This is a genomic window from Bacillus sp. PAMC28748 (assembly GCF_014250415.1).
GTDB classification, from domain to species: Bacteria; Bacillota; Bacilli; order Bacillales; family Bacillaceae; genus Bacillus; species Bacillus licheniformis.
The window spans coordinates 4,086,722-4,109,635 of record NZ_CP060192.1 but is presented as its reverse complement, the minus strand read 5'-3'; the positions used below and the strand labels follow the sequence as shown (position 1 = coordinate 4,109,635).

At 43.1% G+C, this 22,914-nt stretch carries 26 protein-coding genes, 1 tRNA gene and 2 pseudogenes; 26 read left to right on the top strand and 3 right to left on the bottom strand.

Translation table 11 applies throughout. The features are described from left to right. Positions 1-184 precede the first annotated feature (184 nt). From H7F26_RS21265 to H7F26_RS21195, 15 genes are all read left to right on the top strand, one after another. Complete coding sequence (locus tag H7F26_RS21265; protein ID WP_003184182.1) at positions 185-793, top strand: succinate dehydrogenase cytochrome b558 subunit; 609 nt, start codon at positions 185-187, stop codon at positions 791-793. A gap of 33 nt (positions 794-826) precedes the next feature. Further along, positions 827-2,590, top strand: coding sequence for a succinate dehydrogenase flavoprotein subunit (sdhA, locus tag H7F26_RS21260; protein WP_003184180.1), 1,764 nt, complete (start codon positions 827-829; stop codon positions 2,588-2,590). Further along, a complete protein-coding gene (sdhB, locus tag H7F26_RS21255; protein WP_009329332.1) occupies positions 2,587-3,351 on the top strand; it encodes a succinate dehydrogenase iron-sulfur subunit in 765 nt (254 codons plus the stop codon). The genes sdhA and sdhB overlap by 4 nt, the downstream gene beginning before the upstream one ends. A 62-nt stretch (positions 3,352-3,413) precedes the next feature. Continuing rightward, entirely contained in the window at positions 3,414-3,884 is a 471-nt protein-coding gene (locus H7F26_RS21250; protein WP_003184175.1) for an acyl-CoA thioesterase, read from the top strand. A gap of 17 nt (positions 3,885-3,901) precedes the next feature. Continuing rightward, positions 3,902-4,600: an SDR family NAD(P)-dependent oxidoreductase gene (locus tag H7F26_RS21245; RefSeq protein WP_003184174.1), complete on the top strand. Its 699-nt coding sequence runs from the start codon at positions 3,902-3,904 to the stop codon at positions 4,598-4,600. Between the two features lie 175 nt (positions 4,601-4,775). Beyond that, positions 4,776-5,000 (top strand): spore germination transcription factor GerE, encoded by a 225-nt coding sequence (gene gerE / locus H7F26_RS21240; protein ID WP_003184172.1) that lies wholly within the window; start codon positions 4,776-4,778, stop codon positions 4,998-5,000. 163 nt (positions 5,001-5,163) lie between these two features. After that, on the top strand, positions 5,164-5,607 hold the full coding sequence (locus H7F26_RS21235) for a MarR family winged helix-turn-helix transcriptional regulator (RefSeq protein WP_003184148.1): 444 nt from the start codon (positions 5,164-5,166) through the stop codon (positions 5,605-5,607). A 7-nt stretch (positions 5,608-5,614) separates the two neighbouring features. Then, positions 5,615-6,433 carry a glutamate racemase gene (gene racE / locus H7F26_RS21230; protein ID WP_009329331.1) on the top strand — a complete coding sequence of 273 codons (819 nt, stop codon included), beginning with the start codon at positions 5,615-5,617 and terminating at the stop codon, positions 6,431-6,433. A 151-nt stretch (positions 6,434-6,584) separates the two neighbouring features. Then, the gene (locus H7F26_RS21225; RefSeq protein ID WP_003184146.1) at positions 6,585-7,694 is read left to right on the top strand and encodes a GerMN domain-containing protein; all 1,110 of its coding nucleotides are present in this window, start codon (positions 6,585-6,587) and stop codon (positions 7,692-7,694) included. Between the two features lie 125 nt (positions 7,695-7,819). Then, the gene (rph, locus tag H7F26_RS21220; RefSeq protein ID WP_003184144.1) at positions 7,820-8,560 is read left to right on the top strand and encodes a ribonuclease PH; all 741 of its coding nucleotides are present in this window, start codon (positions 7,820-7,822) and stop codon (positions 8,558-8,560) included. 21 nt (positions 8,561-8,581) lie between these two features. Next, positions 8,582-9,172, top strand: a complete 591-nt coding sequence (locus H7F26_RS21215) for an XTP/dITP diphosphatase (RefSeq protein WP_003184143.1) — start codon at positions 8,582-8,584, stop codon at positions 9,170-9,172. 16 nt (positions 9,173-9,188) lie between these two features. Beyond that, positions 9,189-9,710: a YfcE family phosphodiesterase gene (locus H7F26_RS21210; protein WP_003184142.1), complete on the top strand. Its 522-nt coding sequence runs from the start codon at positions 9,189-9,191 to the stop codon at positions 9,708-9,710. 119 nt (positions 9,711-9,829) lie between these two features. Further along, positions 9,830-9,903, top strand: a tRNA-Arg gene (locus tag H7F26_RS21205). Between the two features lie 133 nt (positions 9,904-10,036). After that, positions 10,037-10,183: a hypothetical protein gene (locus tag H7F26_RS21200; RefSeq protein WP_011198176.1), complete on the top strand. Its 147-nt coding sequence runs from the start codon at positions 10,037-10,039 to the stop codon at positions 10,181-10,183. A 113-nt stretch (positions 10,184-10,296) separates the two neighbouring features. Beyond that, on the top strand, positions 10,297-10,680 hold the full coding sequence (locus H7F26_RS21195) for an ArpU family phage packaging/lysis transcriptional regulator (RefSeq protein ID WP_003184139.1): 384 nt from the start codon (positions 10,297-10,299) through the stop codon (positions 10,678-10,680). A gap of 94 nt (positions 10,681-10,774) precedes the next feature. Here H7F26_RS21195 and H7F26_RS21190 read toward each other — a convergent pair whose 3' ends face one another. Further along, the gene (locus H7F26_RS21190) at positions 10,775-10,906 is read right to left on the bottom strand and encodes a Phr family secreted Rap phosphatase inhibitor (RefSeq protein ID WP_003184137.1); all 132 of its coding nucleotides are present in this window, start codon (positions 10,904-10,906) and stop codon (positions 10,775-10,777) included. Then, positions 10,903-12,093, bottom strand: coding sequence for a Rap family tetratricopeptide repeat protein (locus H7F26_RS21185; RefSeq protein WP_009329326.1), 1,191 nt, complete (start codon positions 12,091-12,093; stop codon positions 10,903-10,905). Before H7F26_RS21185 ends, H7F26_RS21190 begins: the two co-directional genes overlap by 4 nt. Before the next feature lie 194 nt (positions 12,094-12,287). Here H7F26_RS21185 and H7F26_RS21180 point away from each other — a divergent pair, with 194 nt between their 5' ends. The 11 genes and pseudogenes from H7F26_RS21180 to H7F26_RS21135 all read left to right on the top strand — a co-directional run bounded on the left by H7F26_RS21180 (position 12,288) and on the right by H7F26_RS21135 (position 22,242). Beyond that, positions 12,288-14,282: a T7SS effector LXG polymorphic toxin gene (locus tag H7F26_RS21180; RefSeq protein WP_026699140.1), complete on the top strand. Its 1,995-nt coding sequence runs from the start codon at positions 12,288-12,290 to the stop codon at positions 14,280-14,282. A gap of 5 nt (positions 14,283-14,287) precedes the next feature. After that, positions 14,288-14,767, top strand: coding sequence for an antitoxin YezG family protein (locus tag H7F26_RS21175; protein ID WP_009329324.1), 480 nt, complete (start codon positions 14,288-14,290; stop codon positions 14,765-14,767). Positions 14,768-15,179: 412 nt separating this feature from the next. Then, on the top strand, positions 15,180-15,536 hold the full coding sequence (locus tag H7F26_RS21170) for a ParB N-terminal domain-containing protein (RefSeq protein WP_003184124.1): 357 nt from the start codon (positions 15,180-15,182) through the stop codon (positions 15,534-15,536). A gap of 110 nt (positions 15,537-15,646) precedes the next feature. After that, positions 15,647-16,565, top strand: a pseudogene (locus H7F26_RS21165) (DNA cytosine methyltransferase). 55 nt (positions 16,566-16,620) lie between these two features. After that, complete coding sequence (locus tag H7F26_RS21160; protein ID WP_009329322.1) at positions 16,621-17,394, top strand: DUF4145 domain-containing protein; 774 nt, start codon at positions 16,621-16,623, stop codon at positions 17,392-17,394. Between the two features lie 160 nt (positions 17,395-17,554). Beyond that, the gene (locus tag H7F26_RS22125; protein WP_025805069.1) at positions 17,555-17,782 is read left to right on the top strand and encodes a hypothetical protein; all 228 of its coding nucleotides are present in this window, start codon (positions 17,555-17,557) and stop codon (positions 17,780-17,782) included. Positions 17,783-17,884: 102 nt separating this feature from the next. Then, positions 17,885-18,889 carry a RelA/SpoT domain-containing protein gene (locus H7F26_RS21155; RefSeq protein WP_017474640.1) on the top strand — a complete coding sequence of 335 codons (1,005 nt, stop codon included), beginning with the start codon at positions 17,885-17,887 and terminating at the stop codon, positions 18,887-18,889. A 45-nt stretch (positions 18,890-18,934) separates the two neighbouring features. Continuing rightward, the gene (gene terS, locus H7F26_RS21150) at positions 18,935-19,804 is read left to right on the top strand and encodes a phage terminase small subunit (protein ID WP_059260972.1); all 870 of its coding nucleotides are present in this window, start codon (positions 18,935-18,937) and stop codon (positions 19,802-19,804) included. After that, positions 19,801-21,096, top strand: a complete 1,296-nt coding sequence (locus tag H7F26_RS21145; protein ID WP_003184115.1) for a PBSX family phage terminase large subunit — start codon at positions 19,801-19,803, stop codon at positions 21,094-21,096. The genes terS and H7F26_RS21145 overlap by 4 nt, the downstream gene beginning before the upstream one ends. Positions 21,097-21,099: 3 nt before the next feature. Beyond that, a pseudogene (locus H7F26_RS21140) lies at positions 21,100-21,352 on the top strand (phage portal protein); the annotation flags it as partial. A 398-nt stretch (positions 21,353-21,750) separates the two neighbouring features. Then, a complete protein-coding gene (locus tag H7F26_RS21135) occupies positions 21,751-22,242 on the top strand; it encodes a hypothetical protein (RefSeq protein WP_003184110.1) in 492 nt (163 codons plus the stop codon). A gap of 43 nt (positions 22,243-22,285) precedes the next feature. Here the strand turns inward: H7F26_RS21135 and H7F26_RS21130 are convergent, their stop codons facing one another. Next, positions 22,286-22,540, bottom strand: a complete 255-nt coding sequence (locus H7F26_RS21130; protein ID WP_009329319.1) for a hypothetical protein — start codon at positions 22,538-22,540, stop codon at positions 22,286-22,288. Positions 22,541-22,914 lie beyond the last annotated feature (374 nt).

Here is a 22,914-nt window from a genome sequence, read left to right as displayed (position 1 = left end):
AATTTTCAAAAATATGATTAAATTTTAGAAAATTTCAATTTATGTACGCGTTTTCTTGACGCCTATTTCTCATAGGAGTAAAATGAAATTGTCATAAAAACTTAACAAAGTGCGATATTTGAAACAGGACGGGGGATAGGAGACCTTTCATTTTTACTGCACTTTTCAACTAGGGGGTAAAGCAATGGCCGGGAACAGAGAGTTTGTTTATCGAAGACTGCATTCTTTGCTTGGCGTCATACCGGTGGGCATATTTTTAATCCAGCATTTGGTTGTCAACCATTTTGCGGCAAGCGGAGAAGAGGCGTTTAATAACGCCGCTCACTTTATGGAAAACCTGCCGTTCAGGTACGCTTTGGAAATCTTCGTGATTTTCCTTCCGCTGATTTATCATGCTGTTTATGGAGTATACATAGCTTTTACAGCGAAAAACAATGCGAACAGATTCGGCTTTTTTAGAAACTGGATGTTCGTTCTGCAGCGGATTACAGGAATCATTACCTTGATTTTTGTCAGCTGGCACGTGTGGGAAACACGGATTGCCGCCCAAATGGGGGCAGAGGTGAACTTTGACATGATGGCTGATATTTTGAGCTCCCCGATCATGCTCGGCTTTTACATTGTAGGTGTCCTCTCAACAATCTTCCACTTTTCAAACGGTTTATGGTCGTTTGCTGTCACTTGGGGAATCACTGTTTCTCCTCGCTCACAGCGAATCGCCACGTTTGTGACAATGGGAGTCTTTGTTGTGCTGTCCTATGTAGGGCTGAGAGCGATTTTGGCATTTGTGTAAAAGAACTAGATTACTAGAGGGAGTGGGGCAGGCATGAGCAATTCAAGCATCATCGTTGTCGGCGGAGGACTAGCGGGTCTGATGGCGACCATTAAAGCTGCGGAAGCAGGAACAAATGTAAAACTATTTTCGATCGTTCCCGTTAAGCGCTCACATTCCGTATGTGCGCAGGGCGGAATCAACGGAGCGGTCAATACAAAAGGTGAAGGAGACTCCCCATGGGAGCATTTTGACGACACGGTGTACGGAGGCGACTTTCTGGCGAATCAGCCGCCGGTCAAAGCGATGTGTGAAGCGGCGCCGTCGATCATTCATTTGCTTGACCGCATGGGCGTCATGTTTAACAGAACGCCTGAAGGGCTGCTTGACTTCCGGCGCTTCGGAGGAACCCAGCATCACAGAACGGCATATGCGGGGGCGACGACCGGACAGCAGCTCTTGTACGCGCTGGATGAGCAGGTTCGCCGCTTCGAAGTTGAAGGGCTCGTTTCGAAATATGAAGGCTGGGAGTTTCTCGGAGCCGTTCTTGATGATGACAATACGTGCAGGGGCATCGTCGCCCAAAACTTAACGACGATGGAAATCGAGTCGTTCCGTTCGGACGCAGTCATCATGGCGACCGGGGGGCCGGGCATCATCTTCGGAAAATCGACGAACTCGATGATCAATACCGGATCAGCCGCTTCGATCGTTTACCAGCAGGGTGCTTACTATGCGAACGGAGAGTTCATCCAGATCCATCCGACCGCCATTCCTGGAGACGACAAGCTGCGGCTGATGAGCGAATCGGCGCGCGGTGAAGGCGGACGAGTCTGGACGTATAAAGACGGCAAGCCTTGGTATTTCCTCGAAGAGAAATATCCGGCATATGGAAACCTTGTGCCGCGTGATATTGCGACGCGTGAAATATTTGATGTGTGCGTCAGACAAAAGCTCGGCATCAACGGCGAAAACATGGTTTATCTCGATCTTTCCCACAAAGATCCGAAGGAATTGGACATCAAGCTGGGCGGAATCATTGAAATCTATGAAAAATTCATGGGTGACGATCCGCGCAAGCTGCCGATGAAAATCTTCCCTGCGGTTCACTACTCAATGGGCGGACTTTGGGTCGACTACGATCAGATGACCAACATTCCTGGACTGTTTGCCGCGGGAGAATGCGACTATTCGATGCACGGCGGAAACCGCCTGGGAGCGAACTCGCTCTTGTCAGCCATTTACGGCGGCATGGTGGCAGGTCCGAAAGCCGTTGAATACATTCAAGGTCTCGAAACATCCGCAGAAGATCTGTCTTCTTCCGTTTTCGATGCATACGTCAAAAAGGAAGAAGAAAAGTGGGCTGACATAATGAAAATGGACGGCAATGAAAATGCTTATGTCCTTCATAAAGAGCTCGGCGAATGGATGACAGACAACGTGACGGTCGTGCGCTACAATGACAAGCTGCTGAAAACGGATGAAAAAATCCAAGAGCTTGCCGAGCGCTACCGAAACATCAATATCAACGATACGGCAAAATGGAGCAACCAGGGCGCCGTATTCACGCGCCAGCTGCACAACATGCTGCAATTGGCACGGGTGATCACGCTCGGTGCATACAACCGGAATGAGAGCCGCGGCGCCCATTATAAACCGGATTTCCCTGAACGTAATGACGAGGAATGGCTGAAAACAACAATGGCGAAACATGCAGGCGATTTTGAAGCCCCGAAATTCCATTATGAGGATGTCGATGTTTCATTAATCGCACCGCGTAAACGGGATTACTCGAAGAAAAAGGTGGCGAAATCATGAGTGAAAATAAGACAATCAAGTTTATCATCACTCGTCAGGATACATCGGATTCTAATCCTTACCAGGAAGAGTTTGAAATTCCATACCGTCCGAATATGAACGTGATTTCCGCTTTGATGGAAATCAGAAGGAACCCGGTGAATGCAAAGGGAGAAAAAACGTCGCCGATTGCTTGGGATATGAACTGTCTCGAGGAAGTGTGCGGCGCTTGCTCCATGGTGATCAACGGCAAGCCGAGACAGTCCTGTACAGCGCTGATCGACCAGCTTGAGCAGCCGATCCGCCTTGAACCGATGAAAACATTCCCGGTTGTCCGCGACCTTCAAGTGGATCGGAGCCGCATGTTTGATTCGTTAAAGAAAGTCAAAGCATGGGTGCCGATCGACGGCACATATGATCTCGGACCGGGACCGAGAATGCCTGAAAGAAGACGTCAGTGGGCTTATGAGCTGTCAAAATGCATGACTTGCGGCGTGTGTCTTGAAGCTTGTCCGAACGTGAACGATAAAACAAACTTTATGGGACCTGCACCGCTCTCGCAAGTTCGCTTATTCAACACCCATCCGACGGGAGCGATGAACAAATCTGAACGGCTTGAAGCGATTATGGGAGACGGCGGACTGGCCGAATGCGGCAACTCGCAAAACTGCGTGCAGTCGTGTCCGAAAGGCATCCCGCTCACAACCTCAATCGCTGCATTAAACAGGGATACGACCGTTCAGGCGTTTAAAAACTTCTTCGGAAGCGACAACACGGAATAACACGAAAAAACGCACCTCTTCAAACCGAAGAGGTGTTTTCATGATCAAAGGGGATGAAAACATTGAAATTGCCGGGATATATCGAAGAACCGTTTGACACATGGTGTCAGTCATTTTCTTTTTTTGATGAAGTTTCCGTCCGTTTTTCAGAAACGGACATGTTCGGTCATATGAACAATGTCACACCGTTTGTCTACTTCGAAGAAGCGAGGATTTCCTATTTCAAGCACCTGGGCGTCATGGACCGCCTTTCAGACGGGAAGAGCGCGGCCATTCCCGTCGTGGCGAGCCAGCAATGCGACTATTTTCAGCAGGTCATGCTTCATGAACGTTTAAAAATCGGCGTCAAAACAGCATCTGTCGGCAACGCCTCGCTCACCCTCCATTACGCAGCGAAAAATGGGGAAGGCGGCCTTTGCTTTACAGGACTGGCGGTTATGGTGCAAATTGCGAAAGATACGGGTAAACCCGTGAAATGGACAGACGAACAAAAAGCAAAACTGCTTGGCAATAACTCATTTCCTGAGAAATAATTGACAGGGAGAGGAAAATGAAAAAAGCGATAATCATCGGCGCGAGTTCCGGAATTGGCAATGCGCTTGCCAAGCAGCTGTCAGCCGGAGGAGTGGAGGTCGGTCTTGCTGCAAGACGGTATGAGCTGCTAGCCAAATTGCGCGACGACCTCCCTGGACCTTCATACATTAAAAAGATCGATACAGCCGACAGCGAACACTCGCCTATACTGTTGAAAGAACTGCTTGATGAGATGAATGGGGCAGACGCAGTCTTCATCTGTTCAGGTGTTGGATATTTGGAAAGCGAAATGGATTGGAGCAAAGAAAAGGAAACGATCGATGTCAATGTGACGGGATTTGTGTCCTGCTCGAACGTGTTGATGGAGCATTTTATCAAAAACGGGAGAGGGCATTTAGTCGGCATTTCATCCATCGCCGCGCTGAGAGGAAACGGAGGGGCCGTCACCTACGCCGCTTCAAAAGCATTCGTTTCAAATTATTTAAAAGGACTTCGTCAAAAAGTGAAAAAACTCGGTTGCGATGAAATTGCGGTCACCGAAATTCAGCCCGGCTTCGTGGACACGGCTCTTGCAAAAGGTGATCATCTGTTTTGGACGGCTTCGCCCGAAAAAGCGGCTGCACAAATCATCAGCGCTGTGCAGAAGAAGAAGACGCACGCATATATTACGAAGAGATGGCGGCTGATCTCCTGGATTTTAAAATGTCTTCCTTAGAAGTTCAGCCCTGAAACGATGCCTGTGTCATGATTTGAAAAATAGGTGTTTGAGGGAACCCTTTTCTCCGTCAGAAACGTCACCGACCTTGCGTATGTTTCATATGATATCACGACTATATCGAAACCCATTCGTTTCAGATCAGCTCTCACCTTAGCAAGGAGGGTTACAATACTTGAAGGAGAAAGAGTTTCAATCAAAGCCGCTGCTAACAAAAAGAGAAAGAGAAGTGTTCGAATTGCTCGTTCAAGACAAGACAACAAAGGAAATCGCAAGCGAGCTCTTTATAAGTGAAAAGACTGTACGTAATCACATTTCCAATGCAATGCAAAAATTGGGAGTGAAAGGCCGTTCGCAAGCTGTTGTTGAACTTCTTCGAATGGGTGAGCTAGAGCTCTAAATTGAGCCGGTGTTCCTTCTTGTATCAAGAAGGGAACCGGTTATTTGTTTTTTCAAGAGCAATTTGTATATTCATGTTGAAGTCTTGCAATTTGTGTAGAAAAGAAGGAAAATAGACTCAAGTGTTTTGAAAACAAAACAACGAGTCGAGCGAGGTAGAGAAAATGAATTCGAATGCTTCTTTGAATCACATAGCGGACATTGAAAAATCACTCCGCCATATTGCGGGCATCATTAAACAAAAAGGAAGAGAAATTCTCACCCAATATACGATTACCCCTCCCCAGTTTGTCGGTCTTCAATGGCTGTATGAATACGGGGATATGACGATCGGCGAGTTATCACAAAAGATGTACCTGGCGTGCAGCACCACAACGGATTTAATTGACCGAATGGAGAAAAACAACCTCGTTGAACGGGTTAAAGATCCGTCCGACAGGCGCGTAGTCCGCATTCATCTTTTATCGGAAGGAGAGCGGATCATCCAGGAGGTCATTCAAAAAAGGCAGGACTATTTAGAAGACATGTTAGAGGCGTTTTCCGAGGAAGAAACAGCCGCGTTTGAAAAATTATTAATTAAACTTCAGCAGGAAATGAACAGAAAATGAGGCGATTTTGTTGGATCAACCGATAGGAGTCATTGATTCGGGAGTCGGCGGTTTAACCGTTGCAAAAGAAATCATGAGGCAGCTGCCGAAAGAAAAAATTATATATCTTGGAGACACGAAAAGGTGTCCATACGGACCGAGGGACAGAAAAGAAGTCCTGTCATATACATGGGAAATGACAAATTATCTGTTATCCCGCCACCATATTAAAATGCTCGTGATCGCCTGCAATACAGCAACGGCCATCGCGCTAGAGGAAATCAGCAGGGAAGTTGCGATACCCGTCATCGGCGTGGTGCAGCCCGGAGCCAGAACCGCGATTAAAGTGACGGAAAACCAGCGAATCGGCGTAATCGGAACGGAAAACACGATCAAAAGCGGCGCATACGAAGAAGCGCTTCTTTCGTTGAACGGAGATTTAACGGTGGAAAATCTGGCTTGCCCAATGTTTGTCCCGTTTGTGGAAAGCGGCAAATTTTTGGATGAGACGGCTGATGAAATCGTCAGGACGTCACTGCACCCGCTCAGAGATTCATCAATCGATACGCTGATTCTCGGATGTACGCATTATCCGATTTTAAAAGAGCCGATTCAGCGCTATATGGGAGAGCGCGTCAACATCATTTCCTCCGGAGATGAAACGGCCAGGGAAGTCAGCACGATCTTGTCATACAACGGTTTATTAAGCAAAACGGCGGAACCGCCGGAACACTTGTTTTTAACAACTGGGGAGCGCGCCCGCTTCACAAAAATTGCAAACGATTGGTTTGGATACGAAGTGAAAAATGTGGAAAGCATTTCTCTTCAGGAGACCGCTGTAAAATAAAGCTGCCGCACATGCAAACGGCAGCTTTTTTCATGGCCTTTTCTTTTAAAGAAAAGGTTTTTTGTATTCAGAGGGATTTTTTTAAAAAGCGGTCTAATTCAAAAACGGGCTCGTATACATAATAGTACAAACTGCCTTAGGAGGGAAAAGTATGCTGAAAAAAGGAATGAAAGGAATCGCGGTTACGGTTACGGCCTCCGCGCTGCTTCTTTCCGGGTGCGGAATATTTCAGTCAGATCAAGCCTCAGAGGAGATAGATCCGCCGCAGGACATCACATATGTAAAAGAGGAGAAGGAGCAAGACAAAACAGACAAAACCAAAGATAAAACAGAAGACAAAGGCAGCAAAACGACAAGCGACGATAAAGCCGCTCAAACGGGCGATACGGTCATGAGAGAGCTTTATCTCATTGATAAGAACGGCTATGTGACAGCGCAGACGCTGCCGCTGCCAAAGCAGGAAGGGACGGCTAAACAAGCGCTTGAATACCTCGTTGAAGGCGGCCCTGTTTCAAACATCCTGCCAAACGGATTCAGAGCCGTGCTGCCGGCGGATACAACGGTCAATGTTGATATTAAAGAAGACGGAACAGCGATCGCTGATTTCTCAAATGAATTTAAAAACTATAAAGCTGAAGATGAGCAAAAAATCGTACAGGCGATTACATGGACGTTAACGCAGTTTAACTCGATTGATAAAGTGAAGCTCCGCATGAACGGCCATGATTTGAAAGAAATGCCTGTTAACGGCACGCCGATTTCAGAAGAACTCAGCCGCGAGGACGGCATTAACCTCGACACGGCGGGTGTGACAGATATAACGGCGACACAGCCGGTCACCGTCTATTATTTGGCTGAATCAGATAAAGGCACATATTACGTTCCGGTGACAAAGCGGACGTCTGCAAAAGAAAAAGATCAGGTGACGGCGGCGATTAAAGAGCTGACTGAAGGACCGGACAATAAAAGCGGCCTGCTCTCCGATTTCCAGGGCGACGTCAAGCTTGAAAACAAGCCGAAGATTGAAGACGGCCATGTAACCCTCGACTTTAACGAAGCGATCTACGGAAGTGCCGACGGCCAGAAAAAAGTGATATCGGATGAAGTGTTAAACAGTATCGTGTTGACATTAACCGAACTGCCTGATGTGAAAAGTGTGTCGGTTACCGTGAACGGAAAATCCGAGCTCGTGAATGAAAAAGGAGAAAAGCTTTCCAAGCCGGTTTCAAGACCGAGCAAGGTGAACACAGGTAGTTTTTAAGCCGAAATTTTTGATATACTATAGAAAAAGAGGTGAGCGATCAAAGCTGCCTCTTTCTTTATTCAGCTTTTTGGAAGAGCGGAATGATTGTGAAAGGTTTATGTACATACAATCGGAGGTAAAAAATGAGATACGATGGAAGAAAAAACAATGAACTGCGCCCTGTCACAATGGACCTCGACTTTATTACGCATCCCGAAGGATCGGTCCTGATTACAGTCGGCGGGACAAAGGTGATATGCAACGCGTCTGTGGAAGACCGCGTACCGCCCTTTTTGAGAGGAGAAGGGAAGGGCTGGATCACCGCGGAATACAGCATGCTGCCGCGGGCCACGAACCAAAGGACGATCAGGGAATCGTCAAAAGGGAAAATCTCCGGGCGGACGATGGAAATCCAACGGCTGATCGGAAGAGCTCTTCGGGCGGTTGTTGATTTGGAAAAGCTCGGTGAGCGGACGATCTGGATCGACTGCGACGTCATTCAGGCGGACGGGGGTACGAGAACTGCGTCGATTACCGGAGCATTCACCGCCATGGCGCTTGCCGTCGGAAGACTCGTCGAAAAAGGCGCGCTGAAGGAGATGCCGATCACCGACTTTTTGGCTGCCACTTCAGTGGGCATCGATAAGGAAAAAGGATTGATCCTTGATTTGAACTACCAGGAAGATTCTGCAGCTGAGGTTGATATGAACGTCGTCATGACAGGCGAAGGCCGCTTTGTCGAACTTCAGGGAACAGGAGAGGAAGCGACATTCTCAAGAAGTGAACTGGACGGGCTTTTAGAGCTGGCTGAAAAAGGGATCGCCGAACTCATCGAAAAGCAGAAAGAAGTGCTCGGCGACGTTGCATTATCTATTCAACAATAACATGAGAAAGGCTGATACACGATGAAGGAAGTCATCATTGCCACGAAAAACGAAGGGAAAGTCAGGGAATTCAAAGCGATGCTTGAACCGAGGGGCTACGATGTCAAATCTTTACTGGACATCGGCTATACACCCGAAATCGAAGAAACCGGGCAGACTTTTGAAGAAAACGCTGTGATTAAAGCGGAAACAATTTCGAAAGAAACCGGAAAAATCGTGATTGCCGACGACTCCGGCCTGTCTGTCGACTATCTCGGCGGCAGCCCCGGCGTATACTCGGCCCGCTATGCAGGAGAAGAGAAAAACGATCTCGCCAATCTGAAAAAGCTATTGAAAGAGCTCGAAGGGGTGGAAAAAGAAGACCGTTCCGCGAGGTTCAGATGCGCGCTCGCAATATGCATTCCCGGACAGGAAACGAAAACGGTCGAAGGTTCTGTGGAAGGGTACATTACCGAAGAGCCGTGCGGCACAAACGGCTTCGGCTACGACCCGGTTTTTCTCGTCAAAGACAAAGATCAAACGATGGCCGAGCTCTCAAGCGGCGAAAAGAACAAAATCAGCCACAGAGCGGAAGCGCTGAAAAAGCTGTCCGCTTTATTGGATCAAGCGTAAAGGAGGAGGGCCGATCATGAAGGTTCTGATTGTCAGCGACAGCCACGGCCTTGAAGACGAACTGGAAATGATCGCTGAGCGGCACGGGAAGGAAACAGATCTCATCATCCATTGCGGGGATTCTGAATTGGACCCTTCCCATCCCGCGCTTTCCTCTTACTTAACGGTAAAAGGAAACTGCGATTTTTACGGGGAGTTCAAAGACGAAATCGTCGTTCCCGCCGGATCGAGAAAGCTTTTTTTCACACACGGGCATTTATACGGCATTAAACAGTCGCTTTTAAATGTGTACTGCCGGGCTGAAGAGCTCGGCGCCGATATCATCTGTTTCGGCCATTCCCACATCGCGGGAAGCGAGCTGATGGACGGAAAACTGCTGATCAACCCCGGCAGCATCCGCCTTCCGCGGGTGCGGAAAGAAAAAACTTATGCTATACTAAACATTGACAAAGACAATGCAACGGTTCGCTATTATGACTTGGACGGCCGGGAAGTCGAAAGCCTGACGAACCATGTACAATTGCCAGCACATTCATGAGGAAGAATTTTTTTCTTCCTCGTGAAGAAAAAAATTCTAAAAAGTTGTTGACTTTATGTCCCGATCCGCATATAATAAATCTTGTCGCTGATAGTTAAAGCGAAACAAAACAACATCATGTCCCAGTAGCTCAGCTGGATAGAGCAACGGCCTTCTAAGCCGTCGGTCGGGAGTTCGAATCTCTCCTGGGACGTCACGTAATGGGGCGATAAAGCCCGTCATCATACGCTTTCTACTCGTTAAATGTAACGGTCAATGTATCGGTCAATTAAAAAACCGACGCAATTTTGAACCGTTCAATTTAACGAAGTAGGAGGCGTTTTTTGTTGACGAAAAAGAAACCGATTTTCACAATCGACGAAGATTTTTCCGATTTGACTACGGCGCAGAAGCCTCCGGTAAATACGCCGAAAAAGCGAGTGAGGGATCGAATTACCATCGAAATGAAATTATTTGAGAGAAACAACAATTAAGTCTGATGGATTCAGGAATTTATATTGGTCCAAGACGGAGAGCCTGCGGACACCAAATTGACGTTGTATATACGTTTATTTGGTGTCTAATTTGTTTTTAGGAGGGATTTAGCATGTCAGCTACACAACTGACTTTTCTGCCGCCTATAGACGAAAAAGAAGTCAGAAATACGATTATAAGGGAGCTAAAAAGATATAAGGCTTTAAAGGTTCAGCTTGAAAACCGGAAAGAACGGGAAGCGGCCGGGATGAATAACCTTTTCCCGCAGCTCAGGGATCAGCACTCTTTAAATGAATTGAAAGTTTGTCAGATGGACAGGGCGCTTAAACAAAGCCTTGATGGTGATGAATTAAAGATCATAAAGGCCAAGTATCTCTCTCCCCAAAAAATAAAGGACATTGAGATTTATATGGAGATGGGGTTGAAAAAGGACAAATGCTATCAGGTCAAACGGCGGGCCATTTACAATCTTGCGACAGCTCTCGGGATAATCTGAGGGCTGTTGTGAACAAAAAAGCAGACTCCCAGGAGTCCGCTTTATCAAAGTGTACTTTTTTAATCTTAAGGGCCGAACTGAATCACGTTATGATTTAACCAAAAAACGCATTTTCAGCAACTTTAAAGTCTCCAGTACCGAATTCAGCTTTTCCTTGAGTAGTAAAGTTTAAAATACCAGTTAAAAATACACCTGTTATTACTGCACCTAAAAGTAATTTTTTCATGAGACAAGTTCCTCCGTCCATGTTTGAATTTTGTCGCGAGCGACTACTCCTTCATCGAAGTATTTCGCCGCTAATTCATGATATTCCTTCTTTTTGAAGTGTCTTGCTGCAATGATAGCTAAATCTGCTACGTCTGACCAAAGCTTTTTGTCTCTTAGCATATTCAATCCTTTATCTAATAAGGTCTTATCCAACTCTTTATATATTGAGTGTATGACTAATAACTTGGCTTCGTACGTTTTTTCGTTTATTTCTTTTGCGAGATTGAGGGCTTTTTGATACCAATGTGTCCCTTCTTCGAATAAACCTTTCTTGAATAAAACCCTTGCCAGCATATAAGAAGTTCTGATGATTGCGATTTTGGAATGTAGATTTTCAAAAATGTCGAGAGCTATTTCGAAGGATTCACGCGCTAAATCGAGTTTTTCTTGTCGTTCGTAAGCAAGACCGAGATTGTGATGTCCGAGTCCCTCAACGTAATTTTGTCGGGTATCAGCAGCCATTTTTATTGCTTTTTTATATACGGACTCAGTTAATTCGTATTGATGTAGATCCAGTCTGTTTGCCGCAATTATCATTTGAGTGGTTGCTGCCCGATTTTCATAATTTCCAAGGGCTAAAAAGCTTTCGAGCGCTTTTTCTGCGTGTGTTAACGAGAAAAAATTTTGGTGAATTTCATAATATGCAATAGCAATTTGATAATTGAATTCTGCTCGTTCTGCTTCGTCTGGTATTTTATTTATCCAATTTTCAGCAATGCGATAAAAATTAATGGCTTTCGTAAAGTTCTTTATGTAAAACTGATACAGCCCGCTGAAAAAGTAAAAGTAATACTGAAGCATGTCGTCCGTCTTCTTTTCTTCAGCTCTATACTTAAGACTTTTTAAGATGCTTCCGGATTCGTTATATTTTTCGATCAATAATTTATACCGAGAATCTATCATATTGAAATAAAGCAAAACATCTTGATTCTTCTCCATATTATCAATAGCCTTCTGAATTTCTTTCTTCATTTGAGTTGCTTTATGAACTTGCTGTAACTTAATTGTTGCATACCATTGATTCAACATATTCCCGACCTTTTCGGATCGTATTTTAACAACCAATTCCCACCATTCCTTTCGTATAATTGATTTGAAATATTCAAAAAAATAAGTATCCATTTCCTTTTTCTGCATACCTTTCATTTTACAGAAAGGATCATTTTTTTACAATGATTTTCCTTTTTTGGAATTCAAAAAAAGCCTGTCGACTGTGTTGGGTTTTAAGACCTGATCAATAAGATTCATTTTCATGGATAGACAGGATTTATTCACCAATTTCTTTCCGTAAAGTGGTAAAATCTATACTGATTGTAACTTTAGTATTAGAGGGGAATGCCATGAAGACTCTTGATGTCCATGCGTTGCACCATGCAATTGATCAAACGCTGGAACAATTAAAACAGCAGTCAGACGAATTATCCAAAGTCAAAAAAGCCGTAGAGGGCATTACATCACTTGATGATGCTTTAAAAGGAAAAGGCGGCGACGCGATCCGCGCCTTTTACGAGGAATGCCACACCCCTTTTCTACAGTTCTATGATACTTTCATAGAGGAATACAGTTCCACGCTGAAGAAAATGAAAAGCGCGCTGAATTCGCTGGAACCAAACCACAACGGGTTTATTTCGCAAAGCTTTCTTGAGCACGAGCTGGAACAAGGATTGAATGCGGCCGACCGCACTACGAAGCGTTTGGTTTCTAAAACAAATGCCACGATCGCAAAAGTCAGCCACATTGTCGATTTGCCTGATTTGAATGACAGCGGTTTTCACGAACAGAATCAGAAAGCTTTAAAGGAAATCAATCAGACAATTGAAAAGCTGCACGCCTTCGACCGCGAACAGACAAGCGCTCTTAAAACCGCTGAAAACGACCTGGAAACGATGCAGAGATACATAAGCCGGCTTGAAAAAATGTACACAGGCCCTAAAATTGAAATTACCGGTTACCAAAAAGGCTCGATTTTAAAGCCGGATGAGATGGATGCTTTGCGTGGTGGACAAGACACAGCGATGGGCGTCATGTTGGATAAGCTGGATAAGAGATCAAAGCTTGAAAAAGAGGCCAGCAAAATAGAACCTATGAGTCATACTGATACGTTGAAGAAAAAACTTGAAAAGTTGTATGATGATCCGGATGAGTTTCTCAAAGTTGCTAGAGAGATTGGATATGATAATCTTACATCTGAACAGATGAATTATGTTACTGCCATTGAAGAAGCTTATGAGTTCAGAGCAGATCCAATTAAAGGAACTCTGGAAGATGGAAAACATGTCTTAGAAAGTATGAAAGGCTTTGTGGTTGGAGGATATGAATTTGCAAAAGATACGATCCAAGGAACGATTGAAACAGGTAAAGCTCTTATTGGACAAGCAGACGACTTTATTAAAAACCCAAAAGCAACTGTAAATTCAGTACTTGAGTATGATTACAAAGCCGCTTTTGAAAGTATGTTGCAATCAATCGCAGATTCGTGGGACGAAAAAATGGTACATGGGGATTCATATTCTCGCGGACACTATATTGCTTATGCGATTGGGACGATATGGGGGTTGGCAGAGGCCGGTCCTACTGTCGTATCAGGCTCAAAAAGTCTTGGCAAAGCTGGCAAGGCTGCAGCCCAAACAGCAAAGAAAAGTGTTAACTCTGTTAAACAACATTTCAGCCCGCCTAAAAATCGCTATACTCCTGCATTAGAAGGGATGCTCCAAAGAGCGGGAGAGGCCCCTAATGTGAAAAATACGCCTTTGCTGAGAGAGCTGGTTGAGGATAAGAAGAAGAGTGTGCTTTTTAAAGCTAATAGTGGGAAAAAACCTGGAAAAGCAGATAGTCATGCAGTACATACAGTAAAATACGGAGACCAGTATACCAGATTAAATCGTAAAAAAGTTTTGAAGCCAAACGTTGTGTATGAAACAAAACAGGGCTATACGTTTAAAACGGATCAAAAAGGTCGAATTAATAGTGTAAATGCCGATTTGCAACTTGGAAAAGCAAAAAGAAATCTGTATGCTCAATCTAACGTTGGTAAACCAGATAGACTGCCAGATGATGACGGAGGACATTTAATTGCTTCTCAATTTAAAGGTTCAGGGGACATAGATAATCTTGTGCCTATGAATTCTCAGGTTAATAGAAGAGGCGGAAAGTGGTATGAGATGGAACAAGAATGGAGGAACGCTTTAAAAGAAGTTCCCCCAAAAAAAGTTAAGGTCAAGATCAGCCCTATATATAAAAATGACTCTTTAAGACCGGATTATTTTAAAGTCGAATATAAAATTGGGAATGAAAAAATCAAAAAAATAAGAATTAAAAATGAGAATGGAGGTTAATATTTATGGAAACTGAAAAGATGGAAAAATTATACCAAGAGATAGCAGAGGGGATTAACGAAATCATCCCTACTGAATGGGAAAAGGTCTATCTCTATGCTGAAATATTAGATGATTCATCAGAGGTTTTCTTTTATTTTAATGTACCGCAAAATAAGGATTATATTTATTCTCATAACATACCTGAACATTTCAATGTTAGTGAAGATATCTATGATGAGTTATTGTTTGAGCTTCATGATTTATTTGAGGATCTGCAAAATGAGTTTAAACAAAATAATTCCGAAGTTTGGACAAATCTCACTTTAACACTCGAGAGAAATGGAAAGTTTTCAATGGATTATAATTATGATGATGTAATTAAATCAGATTTAAATGGTTCTCAACGACAAATTATCTGGGAATATAAGAACTTAGGCATTTTTCCTAATGATGAAGATAATATTAGATTCTTGGAAGAGTATTTAAATTCAAATAATAATTAATAATAAGCTCCCTATGAAAGGGGAGTTTTTTTATGAAGAAGTTGCTGTTTAATGGTTAGATATCCGAGAAAAAGCCGACAAAAAGGGGGATAAAATGGGGGACTTTTTCTATTCCATTTTGTCATACGATAGAGACAAGAAAAACGAACGTGAATATCGAGTCCAAGACGGAGAGCCTGCGGACACTGATCTTTTGCACACGGATGTTGTGCAGCTGATTGGTGGCCGCTTTTTTATTGGCCAGAATGGGAGACGCACCTTTCCCTTATCAAGGGTGAACTCGGATGTATCGAATGATGATGAAGATCGTCAGCTTCAAAGGAGGAGCGGCTGGAGTCTATGCAGGATTGCGCGCGATAGTCGCGGGGAACGCAAGCGGTGAGATCCCGTTTGCACAGGAAGTCATTTTTATATGGCTTCCTATAATCTTTGCGTCCTCATGGAAGAAAATCCAAAGACTCTCCTGGTTTCAGTTGTAAATTTTGATGAGGCTGAGGAAAAAGCGCTCAACCTGGCTTTAAATAAGATCAGCGGTGACTGGGATGATTACAAACTTGAACAGGTTTTGGAAGACCTGCAGCACAATAATTTTGATCTATCCCTTACAGGCTTCTCAGAAAGTGAAATAGATGAAATCTTGGGAGAGCTGGCTGAGCATGAAGGCAACGAAGGAAAAATCAATGACAGCCAGGAATTAGACCTGGATGATTATGAAGATGATCATTTCCAACATACCTGCCCCAAATGCGGATTTTCATTTAATGAATAGATGATTACATGGAAAAGAAAGAGTACCGTTGGAAGTTGGGCGATTTAAAAAACATCAAGAAAAATGGCCTTAAAGTATTCAGTACATTCTCTTGCGGCGGGGGTTCCTCTATGGGCTATAAGCTCGCCGGTTACGATCTTTTGGGGAACTGTGAGATCGATCCGCAAATGATGAAGATTTACAGGAAGAATCATAATCCGATATATCCTTTTCTTATGGACATCAGAGACTTTAACAAAATGGAAAATCTGCCTGATGAATTGTTCGATTTAGATATTTTTGATGGTTCCCCGCCCTGCAGCGTGTTTTCTATTGCGGGGGATCGGGAAAAGGCTTGGGGAAAAGAAAAAGCCTTTCGTGAAGGACAGGCAAAACAGTCACTTGATGATCTATTTTTTCATTACCTTGATGCTGTTGAAAGGCTGCGGCCAAAAATCTTTGTGGCCGAGAATGTCAAAGGAATGGTCAGCGGAAATGCAAAAGGTTATGTGAAGCTGGTGATTGAACGGGCCAAGGAAATTGGATATGATGTTCAACTGTTCTTGTTGAATGCTGCCACAATGGGAGCCCCGCAACGTAGAGAGCGGGTCTTTTTTATTTGCCGAAGGAAGGACTTGAATTTACTACCGCTTAAATTGTCCTTCAATGAGCCACCGATTGTATATAAAGAATTCAGAAGCGGCCATGGTGCAAGGCTTAAAGAAACATCAAAGCTTTATAAAAGATGGGTGAAGCGACGGCCGTCGGATAATAATGGGAGACATCACGAAAAGGATTGAAGGGAAAGAATCTAATTTCAATACGATATTAGTGAAAAATAGCCTTGTCCCGCCTACTCTCGGGAGTGGTTCGGTATTTGTCCGTTATGATGAGCCCTACTATATCTCTGAACGGGATATCATTTTAATGCAATCTTTCCCACTCGATTATGATTTTATGGACGCATCTGTTCAATATGTTTGTGGGATGAGTGTTCCTCCGGTCATGATGAAAAAAATATCGGAACAGATTTACAATCAGTGGTTTTAATAATTCTCACTACATTTAGAAAAATGTTATTATTTTTCTAAAAAGGGTGGAATATATGACCGTTGTGCCGGAGAAATTGTACTGTAGAGCTTGTAAGAGAAAAACAAACCATCAGATAGTTAAAAATGAGCATGACAATGAACTAAAGTATTCAATAAGTAATTTAGATTATGATGAAGAAATTGATTTTCAATTTAATGAGGATTATGCAATAGTTCAATGTAGAGGTTGTGACGCTATTGCTTTTCTAAAAATATACGGCGATGAAGATATGTTTCATATAGTCGGTTCAAATTATCATACTGATAGAGAATACTTTGTCGAATACACTGTCTTTCCAGAAGAGCCAAAAAAGGAGGATCCGGTAGAACAGTTATTACAATTCAAAGAAAAATATGAATTCGATCACTTACCTAACTTAATAAATGGAATTAGAAATGAAACAATTAATGCTTATCGCCAACGTATGAATTTATTATGCAATACGGGAATTAGAATGCTTATTGAATCAATATGTATGGTAAATGGAATTGATAAAAGACCGAAGATTAAGAAGGGAGAACCAGTGTTAGATGGTGATAAAAACCCGGTAATGGTCAATTTAAATTTGGTTCAAAAGATAAATGAACTTAAAGAAAAGAATATAATTGATGAGGAACAACGAAGGATACTCTTGGAAATTAAAGATGTAGGAAATCAGACAGTACATGAAATATTTCGACCGAAACGGAGAGATTTATTGTTATATCTAGAAACATTAGATTTAATACTATTTAATATTTATGAATTACCTCATATTAAAATAACAAATTCACCAAGCCCTAGTTAGGGCTTATTTTTATAAAGAGGGTGCTGACAACACCCTCCCTTACCCAAGGCCATCACCCTGGTAAGAGCGTGATGAAGACGCGGCCGCGTTTCGTGGGAAAATCACGCTCTCATCTCTATTCTATTGGAGGACCAGGCAAATGGCAATATAAAATACAAACATACGTTCCTGCGATGATAAAGAAAAAGAGAAACTGCTTCTCCTGCATAGCGCTGAATTGCTTGAAAACATCAGTCAATCTAAAGAGAAATATCGAAAAATTATTCAGGCAGGTATCACCCAATGGGTCAAAGATTTTCAAAGCGGTCATATTAAGGTGAACACTGTTGAAGATTTAAAAAAGCTCATCGAGCTCGATATACAGCTGCAGAAAGATGAAGAAATTTAGGGAATATATTCCCTATTTGGGTTTATTAATGCATAATGAATATAAGAATTTTCTTGAATGACATAAAAAAATTGATAGTAATGCCTAAATGGGGGAGAAATTATGTCTGAGTTAATGGATAAAAAAAGTTTTTTCGAAAAATATAGAATCAAAGAAGAAACTTTCGAAGGTACTGATTTAAAATGGGAGGAATTAAAGTCGATTTACAATGATTATATATCTTATAGGCCGCTGCTTGAAAGTACAGGGAAAACGATTGCTGATCTATTAAGAACTCATCCTGATGCCCATACTGTTAGAATGAGAATAAAAAATCCTGAACATCTTATCGAGAAATTGATAAGAAAAAAGGCCGAAAATAATGACTTTTCCTTTGATTTAAAGGATTATAAGACGAAAATAACTGACTTAATTGGAGTGAGAGTTCTTCATTTATATAAAGATCAGGCAATAAATCTTGATGAGATGATAAGAGAAAATTGGGAGTTAGCAGAGCCAGTCACTATCTATTTTAGACATGGTGACATAGATGATGATGAGAAAGCTGAATTAGAAGCAGAAGGGAAATTCAATGTTAAAAAACATTCTGCTGGTTATCGTTCCTGGCACTATTTAATAAAAAGTCGTTTAACTAAAGAAGAGACATTGGCTGAGATACAGATTCGTACAATTTTTGAAGAGGGTTGGAGTGAGATAGACCATCAACTTCGTTATCCTTATTATGTCGGTGATCAAATATTAACTAATCAGTTACTAGTGTTGAATAGATTGGCTGGTAGTGCAGACGAAATGGTAAATTCAATAAAAGAAACATTAGAGCGGTTTAAAGAGCTCAATAAAGAGAAACAAGAATCACAAGATACGATTGAGGAATTACGAAAAGAGATAAGAAATTTGAACTTGAAGAAACCACAATCAGAGTCACTTTTAGAATTAGTAAATAATATTGAAAGAAAACAAAGCTATTTTAGCATTCCTGATTTCTCTCACTTAGCGGAAGCGATGGAGCGTGCCCAAAAAATCGGAGGTATTGATGCACTAAAAAGAGCTGCTGAATCTATATCTATAGCGCAAATAGCTTCAAAGCCAACAAAAGAAAATAAGTAAAACAAACTCAAACTCAATTCAGGTTGCGGAGGTGGGTGAAATGTAATGGCCAGACCGCGTGATCCAAGACGTGACGAAGCGTTCCGTTTATGGAAAGAAAGCAGCGGAACCAAGAAATTAAAAGACATCGCGGATGAATTGGGCGTCTCAAGCAGTACCGTCCGCAAGTGGAAAGCAATAGATAAATGGGAAGATAAAATCAAAGGGAGCGCTCCTAAATCGAATGGGAGCGCTCCTTTTCGTCCCGGTGCTCCAATAGGCAATAAAAACGCCAAAGGAAACAAGGGCGGGAATGCACCGCCTGGAAACGAAAATGCGAAAGGGAATAGGGGTGGTGCTGCTCCAAAAGGGAATAAAAATTCCGTCCGTACCGGCGAATATGAAACGATCATGTGGGACTTTTTAAATGAGGACGAGCGACAGCTATTTGGAGAAATTGAAACCGATCCGCTTTATCAAATTGATTTAACGATCAGGGAGTTGAGTCTTCGGAAGCGGCGGATGATGCAGCGAATAAATAGAATCCAGAACGGTTTATCTGAAAAGCAGCGCCGCGTGCTTCAGCAAATGCGCAAGGTCAAGGACATCGTTCAAACCCCGGATAAGAATGGACTAGTCAAACCCGTCCCGGTTATGAATGAGCGTCTTGTTGTGACTGAAATTGAAGAAACCGAGATGAGGGCTATTGATGATATTTTGAATATCGAGGAGGCGCTCACCCGTGTAACGGATAAACGGTTGAAAGCCATTCGCCAGAAATACGATATGATCCGCTTAATGGATGAACATGAATTGAAGCTCCGCGGCATCTATCTTTCAAATGAGACAAAACAAGCAGAGCTTGAACGCCTTACCGCCCGCCCTGTGGACAATTCTGTGAATATCACAATTACTCGTAAGGGTGACGGCAAATGACGGTAAAAGAAGTCAATCCGCATTTTGAAGATTTTCTCTTTGACTGGAACCAAAAATTTCAGCTGCTCGTTGGCGGTTACGGATCATCCAAAAGCTATCACATTGCTCTCAAGCTCATTTTGAAGCTTCTTGAAGAAAAACGGACAGTCTTAGTCATTCGTGAAGTGTACGACACTCATCGGGATTCTACATTCTCTCTTTTTGAAGGGATCATCAATGACTTAGAGATTGATCATATTGTGAGGTGTATGACATCTCCGATGCAAGTCAGGTTCCCAAATGGCAGCCGGATCATCTTCAAGGGGCTGGACAAACCGGCCAAACTGAAATCGATCAACAACATCTCAATAATATGGATTGAGGAATGTTCAGAGGTCAAATATGAAGGCTTTAAAGAGCTTCTCGGCCGTCTGCGGCATCCTACGCTGCCGCTTCATATGATTTTTTCCACGAATCCGGTCGGGGAAGACAACTGGACGTATAAGCATTTCTTTAAAGACGATCTGAATAATCGATTTGTCCTGGATGATAAAGAGCTTTATGAAAAGCGAACGATCGTCTTAAATGACACATACTATCATCATTCCACGGCGGAAGATAATTTGTTTCTGCCAGAAAGCTATGTAAGGCAGCTGGATGAACTGAAAGAATACGATCCAGACCTTTACCGCATCGCCAGGAAAGGTCATTTTGGCGTGAATGGGGTTCGGGTTTTTCCTCAGCTTGAAGAGTGGCCACACGATGAAGTAATGCAGGCCGTCTCGAACATTGACTGCCCCATCAAGCGGGTAGGAATGGACTTTGGTTTTGAAGAATCCTATAACGCCGTTGTCCGGCTTGCGGTGGATCATAAGAAAAAGTACCTCTATATCTATTGGGAGTATTACAAAAGAGGAATGACGGATGACAGGACAGCAGAGGAGCTCCAAGAATTTAAGAACACCCAAGAGCTTATCAAAGCTGATTCAGCGGAGCCTAAAACGATTCAGTATTTCCGACAGCATGGTTTCAATATGGTGGGAGCTCATAAGTACCAGGGTTCGCGCCTACAGTATACGAAAAAGATCAAGCGGTTTAAAAAGATCATTTGTTCCGACCAATGCAAGAACACCATTTTTGAACTCAAGCCGCTGACCTATAAAAAGGACAAGCTGGGTAACATCATTGAAGATGAATTCAAGATCGATCCCCACACTCTTTCGGCCATCTGGTATGCCCTCGATGATTACGAGGTCACCGATCTGAAGGAGAAACCGAAAATCCGGCAGCGGCCAAATAGAGAGAGGAGGTAAAGCATGGCTCAACAATCTGTGAAAGCCACCGTGTTCAAGGCAAATGCCCCAAGTGAAACGACCAAACAGATTTACGAAGATCAATTCGACTATAAAGGAAATGACATCATCGAGCCGCCTTATAGTTTGAAGGAATTGAAAAGCACCGCAGAGTATTCAACGATCCTGCAGCAGTGCATCCATGCCTATAAGACCAAATATTCTCGGTTTTGGTTTTGATGTAGAGTACACCTTTGATATTAACGGAGATGATGTAAAACCTGGATTTTGCTTTTGGCAACAGGGGAACGAATGTCCACTTTTTAAACTTACGAATTAATTGGAAAATTGGGAGCGAGCGGGGAGCGGATTCGCTCCCAATCAGGTATTTTTCGTTCCTCCAGAAAACAAAAAAGAGCAAAGAACCTTGATATCATGGGCTTTCGGTTAAGTGGTGTCACATGCTGTCCATAAGGGTCATCGGCCTTCTAAGCCATCGGTCTGGAGTTCGAATCTCCCCTGGGACGTCACTGAAAAAAGCCTCAAACTTCTTGGCATACAAGGGTTTGAGGCTTTTGGTGTTGCAAAACAACAACATCCTAAAAATTCCCTTTCATCATTTCAAACAAAATGAAAAAGCTAAAGGGTGTGATCAATTTTAAGGAGGATGTTGTAATGACAAAACAACAGCAAAATCAGCAGCAAAAGCAGAAGCAACAAAAACAAAAGCATGAGCAGCTGCTCGGGGCCAACATCACAGATACCGAACTTGCTCAGGAATTCGGAAATATCCAGCAGCAGCTTGCCCAGCTGGAGCAAACTGTTAATCAAATGGGGTCACAGCAGCAGGGCCAAAGCGGCCAGCAGAGCTCTCAATTGAGCCAGGGAATCAATCAGCTGAAACAGCAAATTCAGCAGTTCAGCTCCCAATCTCAGCAGCAAATGCAGCAGACGGATCAGCAAATTCAGCAAAGCATTCAGCAGGCTGTCCAGCAGCTGAATCAGGCTCTTCAAGGGATCCAGACAAACCAGGCCATGAACCAAATGAGCCAGGCGCTTCAGCAGGCGCAGCAGTCATTTAACCAGCAAGGGCAGCAAGGACAACAGGGTCAGCAAAATCAACAAAACCAGCAGCAAAATCAAAATTTTCAACAGCCTCTACAATAAAAAGCTGTAAAGAGCCGTTTAGCACGGCTCTTTTTTATATCGGTCATTCCTCGTTTTGATCCTCTTCGTCATGGGTTGGATGCGCTCCGGGATATTGACGCGGCGTTCCTTGATGAAGATTGCGGAATTCGTATGCGAAATTGCTGTAGTATTGCTGGCCTTCCTTCCATGGCGTGCTTTTGTTCTCAACGGGCTCGTCTTTGCCCTGTGCAGCTCCATACGCACCTTCAGGAAATTCTTCAGCTGTTAAAAAGTTTCTTTGCGTTTCAACGTTCGACATTTCTTTTTTGTCGTCCATCAGATCACCCCTGTTTTAGTTTTATTGTTGCCATGAAAAAGGGGAGCTATGTGTTTTCGTTTTGTATGCAGTAGGTTTCATTTTAAAAACGGGATAAGATGCTCATTCTCTGCCGGGAGTACAAGGGGGGAAATGCGCCGATCACAAAGAAAATAGACATTTTGTACAGAAAGAACCTGTCAGATAAAGTGGTATTTTATGGTTTATTGGTCCTTTTCTCCTCAGCTTTTAAGAGCTGTCCTTCTATCTTATGACCCGTCTATTCTCGCTTTTTGTTATACATCTCAATTCAGCAATGGTTTTATCTGTTTTCCAGATTGATGTAAATGGGGCATTGGTTGTAAAATTTACCATGAGAGAAAATCTTACAATGT

Coding starts and splice junctions, on each gene's coding strand:
- H7F26_RS21265 (WP_003184182.1), top strand. CDS start 185: ATGGCCGGGAACAGAGAGTTTGTTTATCGAAGACTGCATTCTTTGCTT.
- sdhA (WP_003184180.1), top strand. CDS start 827: ATGAGCAATTCAAGCATCATCGTTGTCGGCGGAGGACTAGCGGGTCTG.
- sdhB (WP_009329332.1), top strand. CDS start 2,587: ATGAGTGAAAATAAGACAATCAAGTTTATCATCACTCGTCAGGATACA.
- H7F26_RS21245 (WP_003184174.1), top strand. CDS start 3,902: ATGAAAAAAGCGATAATCATCGGCGCGAGTTCCGGAATTGGCAATGCG.
- H7F26_RS21235 (WP_003184148.1), top strand. CDS start 5,164: ATGAATTCGAATGCTTCTTTGAATCACATAGCGGACATTGAAAAATCA.
- H7F26_RS21225 (WP_003184146.1), top strand. CDS start 6,585: ATGCTGAAAAAAGGAATGAAAGGAATCGCGGTTACGGTTACGGCCTCC.
- rph (WP_003184144.1), top strand. CDS start 7,820: ATGAGATACGATGGAAGAAAAAACAATGAACTGCGCCCTGTCACAATG.
- H7F26_RS21215 (WP_003184143.1), top strand. CDS start 8,582: ATGAAGGAAGTCATCATTGCCACGAAAAACGAAGGGAAAGTCAGGGAA.
- H7F26_RS21210 (WP_003184142.1), top strand. CDS start 9,189: ATGAAGGTTCTGATTGTCAGCGACAGCCACGGCCTTGAAGACGAACTG.
- H7F26_RS21195 (WP_003184139.1), top strand. CDS start 10,297: ATGTCAGCTACACAACTGACTTTTCTGCCGCCTATAGACGAAAAAGAA.
- H7F26_RS21190 (WP_003184137.1), bottom strand. CDS start 10,906: ATGAAAAAATTACTTTTAGGTGCAGTAATAACAGGTGTATTTTTAACT.
- H7F26_RS21185 (WP_009329326.1), bottom strand. CDS start 12,093: ATGAAAGGTATGCAGAAAAAGGAAATGGATACTTATTTTTTTGAATAT.
- H7F26_RS21180 (WP_026699140.1), top strand. CDS start 12,288: ATGAAGACTCTTGATGTCCATGCGTTGCACCATGCAATTGATCAAACG.
- H7F26_RS21175 (WP_009329324.1), top strand. CDS start 14,288: ATGGAAACTGAAAAGATGGAAAAATTATACCAAGAGATAGCAGAGGGG.
- H7F26_RS21170 (WP_003184124.1), top strand. CDS start 15,180: ATGGCTTCCTATAATCTTTGCGTCCTCATGGAAGAAAATCCAAAGACT.
- H7F26_RS21160 (WP_009329322.1), top strand. CDS start 16,621: ATGACCGTTGTGCCGGAGAAATTGTACTGTAGAGCTTGTAAGAGAAAA.
- H7F26_RS21155 (WP_017474640.1), top strand. CDS start 17,885: ATGTCTGAGTTAATGGATAAAAAAAGTTTTTTCGAAAAATATAGAATC.
- terS (WP_059260972.1), top strand. CDS start 18,935: ATGGCCAGACCGCGTGATCCAAGACGTGACGAAGCGTTCCGTTTATGG.
- H7F26_RS21145 (WP_003184115.1), top strand. CDS start 19,801: ATGACGGTAAAAGAAGTCAATCCGCATTTTGAAGATTTTCTCTTTGAC.
- H7F26_RS21135 (WP_003184110.1), top strand. CDS start 21,751: ATGACAAAACAACAGCAAAATCAGCAGCAAAAGCAGAAGCAACAAAAA.
- H7F26_RS21130 (WP_009329319.1), bottom strand. CDS start 22,540: ATGGACGACAAAAAAGAAATGTCGAACGTTGAAACGCAAAGAAACTTT.